The sequence below is a fragment of the Amycolatopsis sp. lyj-90 genome, assembly GCF_046549035.1.
Taxonomy (GTDB): domain Bacteria; phylum Actinomycetota; class Actinomycetes; order Mycobacteriales; family Pseudonocardiaceae; genus Amycolatopsis.
On record NZ_JAJPWP010000018.1, the window covers coordinates 71,455 to 89,155 of the forward strand.

Annotated in this window: 17 protein-coding genes; 3 read left to right on the forward strand and 14 right to left on the reverse strand. The window is 69.9% G+C overall.

Annotation, left to right across the window (positions count from 1 at the left end):
* Window positions 1–54: 54 nt before the first annotated feature.
* The 6 genes from hemC to ACLJPX_RS43840 all read right to left on the reverse strand — a co-directional run bounded on the left by hemC (window position 55) and on the right by ACLJPX_RS43840 (window position 6,857).
* The gene (hemC, locus tag ACLJPX_RS43815; protein WP_410606023.1) at window positions 55–1,002 is read right to left on the reverse strand and encodes a hydroxymethylbilane synthase; all 948 of its coding nucleotides are present in this window, start codon (window positions 1,000–1,002) and stop codon (window positions 55–57) included.
* Window positions 999–2,315, reverse strand: coding sequence for a glutamyl-tRNA reductase (locus tag ACLJPX_RS43820; RefSeq protein WP_410606024.1), 1,317 nt, complete (start codon window positions 2,313–2,315; stop codon window positions 999–1,001). Before ACLJPX_RS43820 ends, hemC begins: the two co-directional genes overlap by 4 nt.
* A 2-nt stretch (window positions 2,316–2,317) precedes the next feature.
* Window positions 2,318–3,145, reverse strand: a complete 828-nt coding sequence (locus ACLJPX_RS43825) for a redox-sensing transcriptional repressor Rex (protein WP_369862300.1) — start codon at window positions 3,143–3,145, stop codon at window positions 2,318–2,320.
* A 349-nt stretch (window positions 3,146–3,494) separates the two neighbouring features.
* Window positions 3,495–5,030: a molybdopterin-dependent oxidoreductase gene (locus tag ACLJPX_RS43830; protein ID WP_410606025.1), complete on the reverse strand. Its 1,536-nt coding sequence runs from the start codon at window positions 5,028–5,030 to the stop codon at window positions 3,495–3,497.
* Window positions 5,031–5,087: 57 nt separating this feature from the next.
* The gene (locus ACLJPX_RS43835) at window positions 5,088–5,324 is read right to left on the reverse strand and encodes a glutaredoxin family protein (protein WP_410606026.1); all 237 of its coding nucleotides are present in this window, start codon (window positions 5,322–5,324) and stop codon (window positions 5,088–5,090) included.
* A gap of 48 nt (window positions 5,325–5,372) precedes the next feature.
* Complete coding sequence (locus ACLJPX_RS43840) at window positions 5,373–6,857, reverse strand: AMP-binding protein (protein WP_410606027.1); 1,485 nt, start codon at window positions 6,855–6,857, stop codon at window positions 5,373–5,375.
* 292 nt (window positions 6,858–7,149) lie between these two features.
* On the opposite strand from ACLJPX_RS43840, the gene ACLJPX_RS43845 reads away from it, so the two are divergent.
* From ACLJPX_RS43845 to ACLJPX_RS43855, 3 genes are all read left to right on the forward strand, one after another.
* The gene (locus ACLJPX_RS43845) at window positions 7,150–7,860 is read left to right on the forward strand and encodes a sigma-70 family RNA polymerase sigma factor (protein ID WP_410606028.1); all 711 of its coding nucleotides are present in this window, start codon (window positions 7,150–7,152) and stop codon (window positions 7,858–7,860) included.
* Window positions 7,861–7,969: 109 nt separating this feature from the next.
* Window positions 7,970–9,049, forward strand: coding sequence for a DUF5667 domain-containing protein (locus ACLJPX_RS43850; protein WP_410606029.1), 1,080 nt, complete (start codon window positions 7,970–7,972; stop codon window positions 9,047–9,049).
* 96 nt (window positions 9,050–9,145) lie between these two features.
* A complete protein-coding gene (locus ACLJPX_RS43855) occupies window positions 9,146–10,048 on the forward strand; it encodes an HAD family hydrolase (protein ID WP_410606030.1) in 903 nt (300 codons plus the stop codon).
* 160 nt (window positions 10,049–10,208) lie between these two features.
* On the opposite strand, the gene ACLJPX_RS43860 is transcribed toward ACLJPX_RS43855, so the two are convergent.
* From ACLJPX_RS43860 to ACLJPX_RS43895, 8 genes are all read right to left on the reverse strand, one after another.
* On the reverse strand, window positions 10,209–11,312 hold the full coding sequence (locus ACLJPX_RS43860) for a lysophospholipid acyltransferase family protein (protein ID WP_410606031.1): 1,104 nt from the start codon (window positions 11,310–11,312) through the stop codon (window positions 10,209–10,211).
* Window positions 11,309–12,358, reverse strand: coding sequence for an NAD-dependent epimerase/dehydratase family protein (locus ACLJPX_RS43865; protein ID WP_410606032.1), 1,050 nt, complete (start codon window positions 12,356–12,358; stop codon window positions 11,309–11,311). The genes ACLJPX_RS43860 and ACLJPX_RS43865 overlap by 4 nt, the downstream gene beginning before the upstream one ends.
* 287 nt (window positions 12,359–12,645) lie before the next feature.
* On the reverse strand, window positions 12,646–12,747 hold the full coding sequence (locus tag ACLJPX_RS43870; RefSeq protein WP_007030867.1) for a 30S ribosomal protein bS22: 102 nt from the start codon (window positions 12,745–12,747) through the stop codon (window positions 12,646–12,648).
* A gap of 145 nt (window positions 12,748–12,892) precedes the next feature.
* Complete coding sequence (locus ACLJPX_RS43875; RefSeq protein WP_076164244.1) at window positions 12,893–13,108, reverse strand: helix-turn-helix domain-containing protein; 216 nt, start codon at window positions 13,106–13,108, stop codon at window positions 12,893–12,895.
* A gap of 143 nt (window positions 13,109–13,251) precedes the next feature.
* Window positions 13,252–14,061: a pyrroline-5-carboxylate reductase gene (proC, locus tag ACLJPX_RS43880; RefSeq protein ID WP_410606033.1), complete on the reverse strand. Its 810-nt coding sequence runs from the start codon at window positions 14,059–14,061 to the stop codon at window positions 13,252–13,254.
* 102 nt (window positions 14,062–14,163) lie between these two features.
* On the reverse strand, window positions 14,164–14,994 hold the full coding sequence (locus ACLJPX_RS43885) for a thioesterase family protein (RefSeq protein ID WP_101612006.1): 831 nt from the start codon (window positions 14,992–14,994) through the stop codon (window positions 14,164–14,166).
* 141 nt (window positions 14,995–15,135) lie between these two features.
* Window positions 15,136–15,861 carry a sugar phosphate isomerase/epimerase family protein gene (locus ACLJPX_RS43890; protein WP_233223111.1) on the reverse strand — a complete coding sequence of 242 codons (726 nt, stop codon included), beginning with the start codon at window positions 15,859–15,861 and terminating at the stop codon, window positions 15,136–15,138.
* 146 nt (window positions 15,862–16,007) lie between these two features.
* Window positions 16,008–17,618: a hypothetical protein gene (locus ACLJPX_RS43895; protein WP_410606034.1), complete on the reverse strand. Its 1,611-nt coding sequence runs from the start codon at window positions 17,616–17,618 to the stop codon at window positions 16,008–16,010.
* Between the last annotated feature and the right edge of the window lie 83 nt (window positions 17,619–17,701).

Genomic DNA, 17,701 nt, shown 5'->3' on the forward strand with positions numbered 1-17,701 from the left:
GTTCTCCTCTTGAGCGGCCGCAGTCGATCGCGGCCCTACCTTCAACGTTCTGACTCACTGGGCGGGGCCGGACAGTGCGCCGGCCCCCAGGTCGAGCAGCTCGGCGGCCAGTGTCCGGCCGAGTTGTTCGGCTTCGTGCTTGTCGGCGAGCGCGGAAGCGCGCACCATGTCGACCGCGTCCCCGTCTCCTTCGACGGCGGCGGTGCCCCGCAACGAGATCCGCTCGACGACCCGGCCATCGGCGTCCAGGTCTTCGACGATCTCCGCCAGCGCTCCGACCGGTGCGCTGCACCCGGCTTCCAGCGCCGCGAGCAACGCCCGCTCGGCGGTCGCCACGGCACGGGTGCCTTCATCGTCCACTGTGGACCCGAGCAGGTGCTCGATGTCCACGTCACCGGCCCGGCACTCCACCGCCAGCGCGCCCTGTGCGGGCGCGGGCAGCATCTGGATCGGGTCGAGGGTCTCGGTGATCTCCTCCGCCCGGCCGATCCTGGCCAGTCCGGCACGCGCCAGGACGACGGCGTCGAGCTCTCCGTCGGTCACCTTGCGCATGCGGGTGTCGATATTGCCTCGGATCGGCACGATTTCCAAACCGAGACCGAGCGCGCGCAGTTGCGCGGTGCGCCGCGGCGAGCCGGTGCCGACGGTCGAACCGGGCGGGAGCTCACCGAGAGTGAGCCCGTCACGGGCGATCAGCGCGTCACGCGGGTCCTCGCGGAGCGGCACGGCGGCGAGCACGATGCCCGGCTCCGGTTTCGTCGGCAGATCCTTGTACGAGTGCACGACGACGTCGACTTCCTCGCGCAGCAAGGCTTCGCGCAGCGCGGAAGTGAACACGCCGACCCCGATCGTCGGGATCGGGGCGGACGATTTGTCGCCGGGGGTCGTCACGGTGACGAGCTCGACCTCGGCCCCGGTGGCGCGCAGGGCGTCGGCGATGGTGCCGGTCTGCGCGAGGGCGAGTTTGCTGCCGCGCGTCCCGATCCGGATGACTCTGCTCACTGATGATCACTGTCTTTCGGCGTTGACGTAGGACTCGCCACGGCGGCGGGCGCCTGCGGGTCGAGGCAGAACAGCTCGCGCAGCGCGTTGGCGTAATCGGTGTCGGCCGTCTCGGCGGCCAGCTGCTTGACCCGCACCGTCGGCGCGTGCAGCAGCTTGTCGACCACGCGGCGGACCGTGCGGCCGACCTCCTCGCGGACCCCGGCTTCGAGGTCCGGCAGGCGGTTGTCCAGCCGCAGCAGTTCGGCGTCGACCACCTCGGCCGCCCGGCGCCGCAACGCCGTCACCGTCGGGGTGACCTCGGCGCTGCGCTGGCCGGCGAGGTACTCGCGCACCTCGTCGAGCACGATGCCGGTGGCCTTCGCGGTCTGACGTTCCGTGGTCGGGGTGCCCGCTTCGCGCATGCGGCGCTGGATGGTCTCGAGGTCGACCACGGTGACGTCGGCCAGTTCGGCGACCTCGTGCTCGACGTCACGCGGGAGTCCGAGGTCGCAGACGACCAGCGGGCGACCGGCGCGGGCCGGGACGTGCGCGGTGGTGAACACCGCCGCGTTCGCGCCGGTGCAGCAGACGACGACGTCCGCCTCGGCGACCGCGACCGCGATCCCGCTCATCTGGACGGCCTTGGCGGGCACCCCCTGCTCGACGCTCGCGGCGGCGAGGCGGGCGGCCCTGGCTTCGGTGCGGTTGGCGATGGTGATCTCGCCGATCCCGGACTTGCGCAGCTGGGACGCGGTCAGCGCGCCCATCGACCCGGCGCCGACGATCAGCGCGCGCTTGCCCGTGATGTCCCCGGCAGCGGCCAGCGCCTCGGAGACGACCGACGCGCCGAGCTTGTCCAGCCCGGTTTCGCTGTGGACGCGCTTGCCGACGCGCAGCGTGGTCTGGATCAGCTCGTGCAACGTGCGGCCGACGGTGCCCGCGTCGCGCGCGGTGGCGTACGACGACCGGATCTGGCCGAGGATCTGCGTCTCGCCGACGACCATCGAGTCCAGCCCGGAAGTGACCGAGAACAGATGCTCGATCGCGGCGCCCGCGTAGTGCACGTACAGCGAGTCGTAAAGGTCCGCGGGCTCCATCCCGGCCTGGCGGGCGAGCACGTCGGAGACGTCGTTCAGGCCGCCGTGGAAGGTCTCGACGACCGCGTAGACCTCGATGCGGTTGCAGGTGGAGACGAGGATCGCCTCGCTGACGTGCTCGGCCTGCTGCAGTTCGTGGAGCACCTTGGTCACGTCGGTCGCGGGGACCGCGACGCGCTCCAGGGTGTTCAGCTCGGCACTGCGGTGCGAAAGCCCGACCGCCAACACGCTCATCTTCAGCGCACCACCATTCCGTTGCCGTGGCCGTTCACGCTGCCATTCTCGGCGCCCTTGGGGGCGGCGTCTCCTCCGCCGTTGCCGTGAGCGGCCAAATCCGCGCGGCGAGCGACGTGGAACGACAGGATCTGCAGCTCGACGGCGAGATCGACCTTGCGCACCTCGATATGGGCCGGAACCTGCAGCACCACCGGGGCGAAATTCAGGATGCACTGCACGCCACCTGCGACAAGCCGGTCGCAGACCGACTGCGCGGCGGTGGGCGGAGTGGCGATGACGCCGATGGAGATCTGCCGTTCGGCGCAGACTTTGGGGATCTCGTCGAGATGGGAGACCGGGAGGCCGCCGACCGGCACGCCGACCAGATCCGGGTCGAGGTCGAACAGCGCCTCGACCGGGAAACCGCGGCCGGGGAACCCGCCGTAGTTGGCCAGCGCGTGCCCGAGGTTACCGATCCCGACCACGGCGACCTTGTGCTTGCGGGTCAGGCCGAGGATCCGCTCGATCTGGCTGACCAGGACGCTGACTTCGTAGCCGACGCCGCGGGTGCCGTACGAGCCGAGGTAGGACAGGTCCTTGCGCAGTTTCGCGGAGTTGACGCCCGCGGCCTGCGAGAGCTCCTCGCTGGAGATCGTCGTCGCGCCCTGCTCGGCCAGCCCGGAAAGGACGCGGAGGTAGACGGCGAGGCGCGCGACGGCGGCCTCGGGAATCGACTTCGCGCGGACGGCTTCCGGCTCGGCGGTGGCCTCGACGGCGGGCATCTCCGCGGTGGGCGCGTTGTCGGCGTCCGGTGTCACCCGGGTGCGCCGGCCTCGTTGCGACACCACGCTTGTCCGCTCCTCTGGTCCTGCTGAGTACATGAGTCGCCCGAACCGGGAAATCGGCTCTTGACCCGCGGCGCTGAGTCCGGTTCGATGCCGGGCGCTTTCGGAGGCGACGTATCTACGGTAGCCACTTGTGAACGCAGGCACAAAGTCACTGGTAGGTGCTGTGTCGAAGGTCGCGTAGAGCTTCTAACCCTACCGGCGGACCGTCGCTCGGGAGCGCGTCAGCGCGACGGGGGACTTCACCGGCGCGCGCCTCTCTTGGGCCGAAGGCCCACGGGAACGTTTTGCAGGGCGCCCTTCGCACCTGCGTGACGTGCGGGACGGCCCGGCGCCCTGCGAAAGGTTTCCGTCAGCGTGCGTTGAAAGACACTGCGTGCCAGCCAGTCGCGCCGTCCGGCACGGTTCCGACTCGCGTTTCCGTCTGCGTGTAGCCGGACTGATCCGTCGCCCGGACCGCGACCTGATGCTGACCAGCGGCGACGTCCACCTCGGCCCACCACATCCGCCAGGTGTCCTTCGACGTCTCGGCCGACAGGACGGTCTCCCGCCACGGCCCCTGATCGACGCGGACCTCGACCTTCGCGACGCCGGTGTGCTGCGCCCACGCGATCCCGGACACGACGACCTTGCCCGCGGTCACGGCCGAACCCGGCGCGTCGATCCGCGACTGTGTCTTCACCGGTCCTTCGCGGCCCCAGCCGCGGTTGAGCCAGTACGCCTCGCGGTCCTTCCACGTGGTGATCTCCAGTTCGGTCACCCATTTCGTGGCGGACACGTAGCCGTACAGCCCGGGGATCACGATCCGCGCCGGAAAGCCGTGCTCGATCGGCAGCGGTTCGCCGTCCATGCCGATGGCGAGCATCGCGCCGCGTCCGGGATCCAGCGCGGCTTCGACCGGGGTTCCGCAGGTCCAGCCGTCGACGCTGGTCGCGAACATCTGCTCGGCGCCGGGTTTCACGCCCGCCTCGGTCAGCAGATCGCGCAGGTCGATGCCGATCCAGCGCGCGTTGGAGATGTACGGACCGCCGACCTCGTTGGAGACACAGCACAGCGTGACGTCGCGTTCGAGCAGCGGCCGCGAGCGGATGTCGTCATACGTATAGGTGACTTCGCGATCCACCATCCCGTGGATCCGCAGGCTCCAGTCCTCGGTGCGGACCTGCGGGACGACCAGGGCCGTGTCGATCCGGTAGAAATCCTTCGATGGAGTGAGGTACGGCGGGGTGCCGAACTTCACGAAGTCCGCGTCGGGCGGGATCGGCGGCGCGGTCCTCGTCGCGACGAGCCTGCCGACGGCGGCGCGCGACTCCTCGGCGTTCTTCCGCGTTCCGACGAACTGGCCGGTCAGCGCGGCGACACCCGCGCCCGCCGCGACGGAAGCGCCGGTGATCAGCACCTTCCGCCGGTCCGGGCCCTCGCCCTCGCGGGCGTCGAAGAACACCGGCGGGCGGAAGAACGACTGCAACCAGGTGAAGACGACGAGCCCGGCGACCGTCGCGGCCACCGGCGCCAGCAACGAGACCTGCCCGAGGTCGGTGCGCACGTAGACGGCGGCGACGCCCGCCGCGCCGAGCAGGCCGACGATCACCTGGCCGGGCAGCGGCTTGCGGCGCGAAAGCTGTCCCGCGAGCAGCGCGATCAGCACCAGCACCACGGCGAGGCCGATCTTGAGGATCGGCTTGTCCCACGTCTCCAGCGTCCGCTCGGCCCAGGCCACGACGGCGTGCGGACTGTGGTCGATGACGAAGTTCGCGACGGCGACGAACGGCGAGGCCGTGTACCCGACGAAGCCCGCGACGAGATGCCCGACGCCGAGTGCGGCGGCGAGGGCGAGCAGCCCGGTCAGAGCGGCTTGCGGGAAGGTGAGCCTGCGTTCGTCGTCCACGACTCCATCTTCGCCAGGGATACCCCGGAAGATCGGCCGTTCGCCCTTACGAGTGTGTTACGCCAGCGCCTTCCGGAGCCTGTCCTCTTCGACCCGCCAGTACCCGTGCTCGGCGTCGTCGATCAGGATCACCGGCACGCGGTCGCCGTATTCGGCCCGCCATTCGGGGTCACTGTCGACGTCCTCCGCCGACCAGGCGACGCCCAGCTCGCCGCAGATCCGCTCGATGTCCTGTTCCGCGACCTCGCACAGGTGGCAGCCCGTGCGGGTCATGACGGTCACGTGGTGCGTCATGCGTCAATCCTTACCTGGTCCGAGGCACTCTTTTCCGCCGAGGGCCCATCAGCGCAGTCGGAGGCGGCGCAATTTTCCGGTGGCCGAATGCGGCAGCGACTCCGCGAACTCGACGGTGTGCGGCACCTTGTACCCGGCCAGGTGCGCCGCGCAGTGCTCGACGACCTGCTGCTCCGAGAGCGAAGCGCCGGGCGCGGGGACGACGACGGCCTTCACCGCTTCGCCGGTCCGCTCGTCGACGACACCGACGACGCCAGCCTCGACGACCTCGTCCAGCATCGAGATGACGTTCTCGACCTCGTGCGGGAAGACGTTGAAGCCGTTGACGATGATCAGGTCGTTGGCCCGGTCCACCAGGTGCAGGTCGCCGTCGGTGTCGAGGTAGCCGACGTCGCCGGTGCGGAACCAGCCTTCCTCGTCGGGGCCGTGCGAGCCGTCGGGCCAGTAGCCGGAGAACAGGTTCGCGCCGCGGATCGACACCAGGCCGGTGCCGCCGTCCTCGTCGAAGGCGTCGCCGAGTTCGTCCGGGTCCTGCGGGACAGGCGTCGCATCGCCGTCGCTGTCGACCAGCCGGAGCTCGACACCGGGCAGCGGCCGTCCCACCGAACCCGGCTTCGGATAGCCGGTGACCAGCGTCGTGGTGACCACGGGCGCGCATTCGGTGAGGCCGTAGCCCTCGTAGACGTCCAATCCGGTGGCGCCGCGGAGCGAGGTGAGGATCTTGGGGTGCAGCGGCGCCGCGCCCGACGTCATCCGCCGGACGGTGGACAGGCCGGCGCCCAGTTCTTCGGGGTCCATCGCGGCGAACTCAGCGTACATCGCGGGCACGCCGGCGATCGAGGTCACCCGGTACTCGGCGCAGTCGGCCAGCGTCCGCTCGGCGAGGAACCGCTCGGACAGGATCGCCGTCGCCCCGACCGAGGCGACCTGCAGCAATCCGGGTCCCAGTCCGTAGACGTGGAACAGCGGGATGGTGATGAGCACGCGGTCGCCGTGCACGAGCGGCGTCGGGACGATCCGGCTCAGCTGATCGAGGTTCGCCAGCAGCGCCCGGTGCGACAGCATCACGCCGCGCGGCGGGCCCGTCGTTCCCGAGGTGTACGAAATGACCGCGATGTCCTCACCGGCCCCGGCCGCCTCGACCGGTTCGGCTGCTCCATCCGAAGTAACAGGTGGTGAGAGGCTCGTCACTCCGTCGAGGAGCTCTTCAGTCGTCTCACGTTCGAGGACGAGCCGCGCGCCGCTGTGCTCCAGCAGCCCGTTCAGCTCCGCCACCGGAGCCTGCGGCGAGATCGGGACGACCACCGCGCCCGCCCGGAGTGCCCCGAACAGCGAGACGGCGAAAGCGGCCGACGTCGGCAGCCGCAACGCCACCCTGTCGCCGCGCTCGATTCCCGCGTCGAGCAGGGCGCGGGCCAGCGTGTGGGCGGCGCTGTCGAGTTCCGCCCAGGTCAGCGAGACCCCTCCGCCGGTCTCGTGGACGGCGGTCTTGCCGGGCCACTGCCGGGCGGCCTCGGCGAGCAAGGTGGGCACGCTTCCTTCGGCAACCTGCTCCGCGCTCAACTGCGAACCTCTTCCCTCGGTGAACGGCGTTGCCAGTTTGTCATCTCGACCACCGTCATGGGTGTCACTCGCTTTCGTCGCAGTTCCGTAACCCCGGCACCGCTACCTACTTCGCGGTAACTACACGTATGCTGCTGATCGTCGTCGAGTGGTGTTGATCACTCGATGGTGAGAAAGGGAGTCCGGACGTGCAGATCTTGCAGGCCCACGCGGCGGTGGGACATGCGGGCCGGTCTTCGGAGTCCGGAACGGGAGGTGCGCCATGACCCTTCCCGCGCCCAACCCCGTCTCCATGCTGGCGGGCCACATCCTCCGGCGGAGCGGTTTCCCCGCGGTTCCGTCGTCGAGGGCCAAGTCCGGCGACAAGACCGAGACGACCGACGCCGCCGCCGAGGCCGCGAAGGCCGAAGCCTGGGAACTGGTGACTGCCGCGCAAGGCGGCGACACGTCCGCTTTCGGCAGGCTCTACGACCGCTATGTCGACGTCGTCTACCGCTATGTCCTGTTCCGCCTCGGCGACCGGGACCTCGCGGAGGACGTCACCAGCGAGACCTTCCTGCGCGCGCTGCGCCGCATCACGTCGGTGAGCTACCAGGGGCGCGACGTCGGCGCCTGGTTCGTCACCATCGCGCGCAACATCATCCTCGACCACGTGAAGTCGAGCCGGTTCCGCCTCGAAGTCGTCACCGACGAGGTCGCCGAGCCGAGCGGTGCGCCGATCGGGAACGTCGGCGTGCAGGCCGTCGCGGGGCCCGAACAGCAGGCCATCAGCCGCGCCACCCGCGCCGAACTGCTGCGTTGCGTCGCCGAACTCGGTGAAGACCAGCGCGAGTGCATCGTGCTGCGGTTCATGCAGGGACTTTCGGTCGCCGAGACGGCAGCCATCATGAAGCGCAACGAGGGCGCCATCAAGGCCCTTCAGCACCGCGCGGTACGCCGTTTGGCACAACTTCTGCCCACCGGATTGCGTTAAAGTCCCATATTTACTCCTGACCGGGCCTTGCCGTAACCCTTGGGCGTCCCCGCTCGTTTTCCCAGCCAGACCGGTGTCAGGACCGGGCTGAGCAGATGGAGACTTCGCCGTGGGCGTGCCGGGATGGTTCGCACGGGAGCGAGCGGACGGTGACCGCTTCGCGGACCTTGTCGACGGCACCCCACCCCGGGACGACGAATTCGAGCTGGAACTGGCGCTCGTCGGCGGCCTGCGCGAACTCGGCGCCGGTGGCGCCCCCGACGCCGAAACCCGGAAGCGGATCCGCGACGAGATCGCCGGACGCCTCGCCGAAGCCGAAGCCCCGTCGAAACGCCGTGGTCACACCATCGCCAACCTTTCCGCGGCCGCCGTCGCGCTCTTCCTCGCTCTGGGCGGCATCACCCTCCTGCTGTCCAGGGACGCGTTGCCGGGCGATCCGCTCTACGGCATCAAACGAGCGGGTGAATCGGCCGCGCTCGGGCTCACCTTCGACGAGCAGGACAAGGCGAAGAAGCATCTGGAATTCGCCACGAACCGCGTCGGCGAACTCGACGAACTGACCCGCCAGGGCGCGTCCACCGGCGCGTACTTCACCGGTCTCGCCGATTTCGAGACCGATCTGCGGGCGGGCGTGTCGCAGCTGACGGCGGTCGTCACCGATCAGGGCGGCCAGAGCAGGCTGACCGAACTCAGCTCGTGGGCGCGGCAGCAGTCCGACCGGCTCGGCCTCCAGGTCGGGAACGCCCCCGCCGAGGCGCGCGACAAGTTCGCCGCCGCCCGTGTCCTGCTCGACAAGGTCCAGGCGCGCACGACGGACCTCGGCTCGCGACTGGTCTGCTACACCATCACCACGGGCACTTCCGACGATCTGGGCGCGCTCCCGGCCGCCGGTGACTGCGTCCGCGACCCCGGCTCCCCCAACGCCGTCGTGCCGCCGGTGGTCTCGCCCGCGCCGTCCTCGGCACCGACCGGGTCACCGTCGCCGACCTCGGTGCCGCCGACGTCGAACGTGGACACCGCGACCCCGACCGGACCGCTCGCGCCGCCTACCGGCGGGACACCGCCGCCCGTGGTGGCGACGCCCACCCAGACGAAGACGCCGTCCCCGCCGACGACCACCACACCCCCGCCGCCGCTGATTTCGATTCCGCCGCTCATCCCGGGGTTACCGCCGATCATCATCGGCTGACGCGCCGGGCGATGAGGCAGGCGCCACACCTGGTACGACTCGGTTGAGCTCTCGCTACGCTGTGCATAGGCACCTGGGATTCCGGAGGCGGTGTGCGTGTCAGTTTGGCGGGGCAAGGATAAGAGTCAAGAGCTCGAACGGCTGGCCGAGCTGGCGGGTGAAGCGTCGGCCGAGGCCGCCATGGCGACCGCGTCCGCCGAAGCCCTCGAACCGCCCGCGCCACCCGCACCGCCGGACCTGACAGCGGCCGCGTTCTTCGACGTCGACAACACCATGATGATGGGCGCGTCGATCTTCTACTTCGCCCGCGGCCTGGCCGCGCGCAAGTTCTTCACCTCCGCCGATCTGGCCGGATTCGTCTGGCAGCAGGTGAAATTCCGGCTCGGCGGCCGGGAGAACAAGGAAGACATCAAAACCCACCGCGAGCGCGCACTGTCCTTTGTGGCCGGTCGCACCGTGCAGGAACTGACCGACATCAGCGAAGAGATCTACGACGAGCTGATGGCGGACAAGATCTGGTCCGGCACCAGGGCGCTCGCGCAGATGCACCTCGACGCCGGGCAGCGCGTCTGGCTCGTCACCGCGACCCCGATCGAACTCGCGGCCATCATCTCGCGGCGCCTCGGCCTCACCGGCGCGCTGGGCACGGTCGCCGAGACCAGGGACGGCGTCTACACCGGCCGTCTGGTCGGCGATCTGCTCCACGGCCGCGCGAAAGCCCACGCCGTCCGGGCGCTGGCGTCACGCGAAGGGCTGAATCTCAAGCGCTGCACCGCGTATTCGGACTCGCAGAACGACGTCCCGATGCTGTCGGTCGTCGGGACCGCGGTCGCGGTGAACCCGGACGGCGGCCTTCGGGACGTCGCGCGGGCGCGCGGCTGGGAGATCCGCGACTTCCGGACCGGGCGGAAGGCCGCGAAGATCGGCGTGCCCTCGGTGCTCGGCGTGGGTGCCGTGGCCGGCGCCGTGGCGGCCGGAATGGCTTACCGGCGCCGCTGACGCCTCTCGCGTTTAGTCCTCTAGTTGCGGAGGGTGTCACCCCTCCCCCCGTGCTATGAAAGGCCCGTTACTTGCAAATTTTGCAAGTAACGGGCCTTTCATAGCGTCCGGAAGGCGGAGCAAACGCAACTAGAGGACGAAACGCGTGGGTGGGGCGGGCTCAGCCCTTGAAGACGCTCTTACGCCGCGAAAGGCGTTTGTACAGCGACTGCTGGATCGACTCCCGCACCTGGTCGGTCAGCGTGAACACCAGCATCGGGTCGTCCACGGCGTCCGCTTCGTAGGTGTCCGTGCGGATGGGCTCGCCGAACTCGATGCTCCACTTCGTCGGCAGCGGGATCGCGCCGAGCGGGCCGAGCAGCGGGAAGAACGGCGTCACCGGGAAGTACGGCAGGCCGAGCACCCGCGCGAGCAGCTTGATGTCGCCCATCTTCGGGTAGATCTCCTCCGCGCCGATGACCGACACGGGAATGATCGGCACCCCGGTCCGCAGCGCGGCGGAAACGAAACCACCGCGGCCGAACCGCTGGAGTTTGTAGCGTGACGAGAACGGTTTCCCGATGCCCTTGAACCCTTCCGGCCAGACGCCGACGAGTTCTCCCTTGCGCAGTAAGCGTTCCGCGTCGGCATTGCAGGCGAGCGTCTGCCCGGACTTGCGGGCGAAGGAGCCGACGAGCGGGACCTGGAACACCAGATCCGCGCCGAGGCCGCGCAGGTGCCTGCCGCCGGGGACGTGGTCGTGCACGGCGACGGCGGTCATCAGCGCGTCGAGCGGCAACGTGCCGGAGTGGTTCGACACCAGCAGCGCGCCGCCGTCGGCGGGCAGGTTCTCGACGCCGAAGGTGTCGACGCGGAACCACTTCTCGTACAGCGCGCGCAGCGGCGGCAGCAGCAGGGTTTCGGTGAGCTCGGCGTCGAAGCCGAACTCGTCGACGGTGTAGTCACCGGTCAGCCGGTCCCGCAGGAACCCCAGCGCCGACCTGAGCGAGGCCGGGAGGAGGTCCGCGTCGACCGGGCTGGTCCGGGCGGGCGAGACCCGCGCCGCCCCGGGGAACTCGACGACGGGCGCGTCGGCCCGGCGCTCCTGGTTCAGCTGCTCTTGCGCCTCTTCGGACTCGCGAAGATCCCGATCCGCCTGAGCGGCCGAGTCCGGCTTCTCTCTGCCGGGGCCGTGCAACGGGATGACCTGCGCTTCAGCGCCGCTCACGTTTTCCGCCTCGCCTTCGTGAGAGTTTTCGGGGGTGTTCTCGCGCGGCCTGCTCACCGGTGCGCCGCCTGCCCGGTCGCCGCGGCCACCAGGACCTTGCCCGCGAACCCGGCCAGCCTGCCACCGTCCACCACGGGCCGGAGCCCGCGGCCGGTGATGTAGTCGTCGAACGCCTCGCGGGTCGTCCACCGCGGGATGTAGCCGAAGTCCTTCTTGAGCTTCGTGATGTCCACGACGCGGCCGAAGTTCAGCAACCGGACCTGATCGGCGGAGAAATCGACCACCCGGGCTCCGCGCAGGACCTTGCCGACCGACGGCACGACACCGCTGGGCATCGGCAGTTCGACCCGGCCGGCTCGCCGGATCGCCTGTGAAAGGGTGAGTACCCCTTCCGAGCCGACATTGAACACGCCGGGTTTGTCGTTCAGCGTCGCCTGTTCGAAGACGGCCAGCGCGTCGGTGGCGTGGAGCAGCTGGATCCGCGCGTCGTAGCCGAAGACGGTCGGGACCACCGGCAGCGCGAAGTAGCGCGAGAGCACGGTGTCGATCTCCGGGCTGATGATGTTGGCGAACCGGAACAGCGTCGTCGTGATGTCGGGACGGCGGCGCATGAGCCCGCGGACGTATCCCTCCATCTCGACGGCGTCCTTCGCGTAGCCGCTCGTGGAGGTGGGGATGAGCTCGGAATCCTCGGTGAAGACGGCCTGGGAGCGCGCGCCCGCGCCGTAGACCGCGGCCGTCGACTTAACCACGAGCTTGCGCACGAGCGGCGAGCGCTGGCAGGCCGCCAGCAGCCGCATCGTGCCGATGACGTTGACCTCTTTGATCGCCGTGCGGCGAGCGGGACCGGCCGGATGCGCGGTGCACGACGCGTGCACCACGGTGTCGACCTTGGCCGTGCTGATCACCTTGGCGATCAGCGGATTGCGGATGTCGGCACGGACGTACTCAGCGCGCCCCATGCGCTGCAGAACCGACTTCTGCGGGGGCGTGGTGTCCACGCCGATCACCCGCTCGAACTCCGGATTGTTGCCGAGTCTGGCGAGCAGCTTCCCGCCAAGGTCTCCCCCGACCCCGGTCACGAGCACGATGTTCGACGGCATAGGACTCCCTGCGGCTATGGGGCGGTTCTCGGACTTCGATCACGGGGTCCTGATGACCTTGAGCACGACTTCGATCCACCGAGTGTGCGCGAACCCGCACTCATGGGAAGCATCGCGCGGCTGCCCTTGAGATGTTACCGCTCATTAGGGGTAGTCGAGCCAGCGCTTACATGCTATTAACCCGACGCTCGCAGAGGGGATCCACGTCTCACTCGAATGGGCGGAAACCGTCCACTAAATGGGAATGGCCCGTCCAGAAACTGGACGGGCCACTCACCGGCTGTGTCTTACTTGCCGGCCTTCCTACGCTGAACGCGCGTCCGGCGCAGCAACTTCCGGTGCTTCTTCTTCGACATGCGCTTACGGCGCTTCTTGATCACAGAGCCCATCGAGAGCGCTCCTTCCTTCGTCGTCGGTCACGCTGCCCGGCGCAGCGTCCAACGGGTGGAGCGCACAGGCACGAGCGGTCTTCCAGGGTACTCGCGCCCCGGAAGACACCCTCGGGCGGGCACGTTGTGCTCCGCGAAGCGAGCCTCAGCCCACGTCGAAGTACGCGCCCTGCAGATATTCGTGAACGGCCTTTTCGGGCACTCTGAACGACTTCCCGACGCGCACCGCGGGCAACTCGCCCGAGTGAACCAGTCGGTAGACGGTCATCTTGGAGACCCGCATCAGCGTGGCCACCTCGGCGACCGTCAGAAACTGGACCTGACCCACTGAGGGCAGATCATCCTTCTTGTTCGACGGCATGAATCACCGTGCCCTTCGACACGTGTCGCGCCACGCGGCTTCCCCACCTGTGGTATCGACACGCACGTGCTCTCCTGAGAGTAGCGGGACACGTGTGGCTAAAGCGACGCGAGTCACCGAGATGGGCCTGTATCCAGCGGATTTCAGCCTTCGTGGGCGCGGCCCAGCTCGGTCGAGCGGTCCTTCGCGGCCTCGATGGCGGCCAGCAGCGCGGCGCGGACGCCGTGCTTCTCCAGCTCCCGGATGGCGTTGATGGTCGTTCCGGCGGGCGAAGTGACGGCCTCGCGCAGCAGCACCGGGTGCTCGTCGGACTCCGCGAGCATCTTCGCCGCCCCGACCGCCGACTGGATGATCAGCTGCCCGGCGAGCGCACGGGGAAGGCCGAGCAGGATCCCGGCGTCGATCATGGCCTCGACCAGGTAGAAGAAGTACGCCGGCCCGGATCCCGAAAGCGCCGTGACGGCGTCCTGCTGCGACTCCGGCACCTCGACGACCTGCCCGACGTGGGAGAGCAGCTCCTTCACCACCGCGACGTGCTCGGCGGTCGCGTGCGCGCCTGCGGAGACCGCGCTCATCGCCTCTCCGACGAGCATCGGGGTGTTCGGCATGACCCGCACCACCGGGACGCCCTCGGCCAGCCTGCGCTCGTACAGGGCGGTCGGCAGGCCCGCGCACAGCGAGACCACCAGCGACTCCTCGCCGAGCAGCGGCGCGAGCTCGGCCAGCACCGGGTCGATGTCCTGCGGTTTGACCGCGACGACCAGCACGTCGGCACGGCGCGCGGCGTCGGCGACGGTGACCCCGTGCACGCCGTAGCGCTCGGTCAGCTCGGCCGCGCGCGCCGGATACCGCTCGGTGAACAGCAGGTCAGCGGGGCTGTGCCCGCCGTGCAGCAGGCCCGAGAGCAGGGCCTCCCCGATCTTCCCGGCACCCAGAACCGCGATCACACTCATGCCTACTCCTCGTACTGGGTCACTTCGCGTCGCATGAGCGGACACTGTGCCGATGATTCGCTCGCAGGCTCGCTCATGGCGGTTCAGCGTGCCAAACCGCCGTCAGCCTCCGGGCGCCGGGGCAAGCGCCAGCTGACGCGACTGGCAGACCAGCCTGCCCTGCGAGTCCACCACGACGGCGTCCGAATCGAACCAGGCCTCGTGCACCGACTGGGCCTGCACGATCACCCGCAGCCAGCCCGGCGCCGGACGGGTGCGCAGCAACGCGGTCAGCTGCACGGTCGGCGCCCAGCCGACGCGGCCGAGGTTGTAGACCACCGGCGGGTTCACGTCACCCGCGAGCAAGGCGAAGTAGGGGTCCGGCAGACCGTGCCGCGGCCGGACCCACAGGCGGATCTTGGGCGGGTCGCCGATCCGGCCGTGCAGGTAGCCGACGCTCGCCGGATCCAGCCGGACTTCGCAGCCCTTCGCCAGGTTGAACATGCCTTCGGACGTCTCACCGGTCATGGGCACCGCGCCGGGCGGCGGCTCGGCGGGCATGGCCGGGACGTCGGTCCACTCCGGACGCCGCATCGGCAGCCGCCCGGTGGTCACCCTGGCCTCGACGCAACTGCGGCCCCGCTGCTCCAGCAGGACCGCGACGACCGAGGCGCGCCTTCCGACCTTCCGGACGTCGGTACGCAGCAGCACCGGACCCACCGCCGGGGGGTGCAGGAACTCCGCGCTGATCGCCAGCGGCTCGGATGGCGGTTCGCCGCGTTCGTGGAGGAGCGAGAGGGCGGTTCGCGCCATCAGCGCCATCAGGAAGCCGCCGTGCGGATGGCCGCCGATCGACCATTCGGTGCGCAGTACCGCCGTGAACGTGCCGTCACCCAGTGATCGAGTCGCGCATGCCGCGTCGAAGGAGGTGCCCGTTTCGTCTGCCGCGTTCACCGAGCACTGACCCAGGCCACGAGCCGATCCATCGGGGTGCGGGAGATCAACAAGCGCAGCTGGTTCACGGTCGGAACTTTACGTGTAGCAGCGCCTTGGGCGCAGGCAGGAATGAATCTCCGCACCTGGAGACGATCTTTGTCACTGACCGAGGTGAAACCTCGCGAACAAGAGTGACTCCGCGAGGTCTCGCGACCGCTGGGCCGCGCTCGGCGACCGGCGGGTGTTGATCTCCAGAACGATCTGTCCGGCGAAATCGCTGTTCACGAGCTTTTCGAGTAGTTCGGCGCAGGGTTCGATCCCGCGTCCGGGCACCAGGTGCTCGTCCTTCGGGAGGCCGGTGCCGTCCGCCAGATGGACGTGCGTGAGCCCCTTTCCCATTCGTTCGGCGAGCGCGAGGGCGTCCATTCCGGCTGCCGCTGTATGGGACAGGTCGAGCGTGTAGTGGCGAAACCCTACGTCCGTAGGGTCGATCGACGGCCGGAAGGCCGACACGCGCGAGGTCCGCGACCCACCGGGCGGGCGGACCTTGAACATGTTCTCGACGGCGATCTCGATGCCGCTCTCTTCTTCGAGTTCGTCGACGAGGTCCCCGAAGGCGTCGCCGTAGCGGCGCTGCCACCGGAACGGCGGATGCACCACGACCGTGCGCGCGCCCAGTTCCAGTGCCGCGTCCACGGACATCCGCAGGCGCACCTCGGGATCCGGCGACCACACGCGCTGGGTGATCAGCAGCGACGGCGAGTGGATCGACAGCACCGGCACCCCGGTGCGGCGCGACCATCGGCGCAGCGCGGAGACGTCCTGGCTGACCGGGTCGGCCCAGATCATCACTTCGACGCCGTCGTAGCCGAGGTCCGCGGCCATCTCGAAGGCCACGCCCGCCTTCAACGGCCAAACGGACGCGGTGGATACGCCTACTGGAATATTTGTCGCGCCCTTCGCGATCTCGCTGCCAGGGCGCGAGTCCCCGAGAGCACTCACGGGGAGAGCCTAAGGCGCCCTGGCACCGGCTAACGCGCGACCAGCAGGAGTGCGGCCGGTGAGACCGTCACCACCAGTCCGACCAGCACCGCGAGCACCGTGGTCTGCAGATCTTCCGCCCGGCGGATCTTGCGGACGATCCACACCAGCGCGACGATCACCAGCAACGCGGCGACCAGCGCGGCGGCGGGGATGTTCACCCACAGCCAGTTGAAGCCCAGCCAGACCCCGGCGCCGCCGACCACGCCGAGGGCGAGCTGACCGGCGAGCGCCAGCCACTGCTTCCCCGGTGAGGCGTTCTCGGCGGGCTCCTCGGGCTCGACCTCTTCGACGACGTCCGCGTCCTGCTCGTCGTAGTCGTCTTCGTAGTCGTCTGCGCGGTAGCCGTACTCCTCGCGGCCGAAATCCGGGCCACCGTCGGGGTACGCCGGGTCGGCGAACTCGCGTTCGTACTCGTCGAGGTTGTCCTGCCGCTCGCGGTCGTCGAGCGAATGCGGCGGCACGAACGGCATCGGCGCGGGGTGGGGCTGGTGGGACGAAGCCTGGGTCGGCGGGCCGGCGTCGAACGGGTCCGGTTCGGGGTCGGCGTCCGGTTCGAGGGGTGCGACCGGGGGCTGCACGGGCGGGATCCCGCCGATCTCGGTGTCCTCGGACTGCACCTTCTGCCTGCGCTTGCGCCAGCCCGCGAGACCGGCGGGCGGAGCCGCGGGCTCCACGGGCGCCTCGGCTTCGGGCGCGGTGTCGTCGCCGACCGCGGCGAACTGCTCGGTGCTCGGCTCGGCCTTGGGCTGGGCGGGACGAGCGGGCGGACGACGGCGCCGCGCCGGCTGGGCGGGCGGGGTCGCGAACGCGCCACTGGCCATCGGGCCGGGCGGGTCCTGGACGTCTTCGGGCGGAGCGTCGGCCCCGCCGTCGAGTCTCGCCGAAAGTCCGGCGGACGGCGGTCCGGCGGGGGGCTCGGGGCGACGGCGGACCGGCGGCACGGCGCCACGGGTCTCCTCCGGGCCCGCGGGCCGCGGACGGCCTCGCGGGGGCAGGCCCTCGGAATCCGGCGGGCGCTGCTGATAGCCGGACTGTTCCTGCGGCGGGGTCGGCCGCACGAACTGGCCCGACTGCTGAGGCGGCTGCGGCGGACGCTGCTGGTAACCGCTCTGCTCCTGCGGCGGGGCAGGCCGCACGAACTGGCCCGACTGCTGAGGCGGCTGCGGCGGACGCTGCTGATAGCCGCTCTGCTCCTGCGGCGGTCGCACCGGCGGCGTCTGCCGGGTCGGGGTGGACGCGACGTTCGGCGGCACCGGCAGCGGCGCGGAGTCCTGCTGCGGCGGAGGCACCGGACGCGCGCCGGGGTTCGAGGTACTTTTTTCCGCCGAGAATCCATCAGGCGGAGCTTGGGGTCGCGAACGGCGCGGCGGGCGCGAAGGCGGCGGCGGGGTGTCGCCGGACACCCTGTCGATGATCGCCTGCGGCGCCGTGTCGCTCACCGAGGGCTCGCGCCGGCCGCGCGGCGGCTCGGGAGCCTCGTCCTCGTCGTCGGCCGCGCGGCGTCGCCTGCGGCGCCCGCCTTCGGGCTGGGCTCCGTGCTGCGCGAGCAGCTCCGCCACGGTCTTCTGCGGCGGGCCGCTCTCTGTCTCGTCCGTCATACCGTGCTGTCCAATGCGCGCTCCAGCCGTTGTGAACCGGCACGCGACGGGGCATCGGCGGCGTCGCGCGCGCTATCCACCGT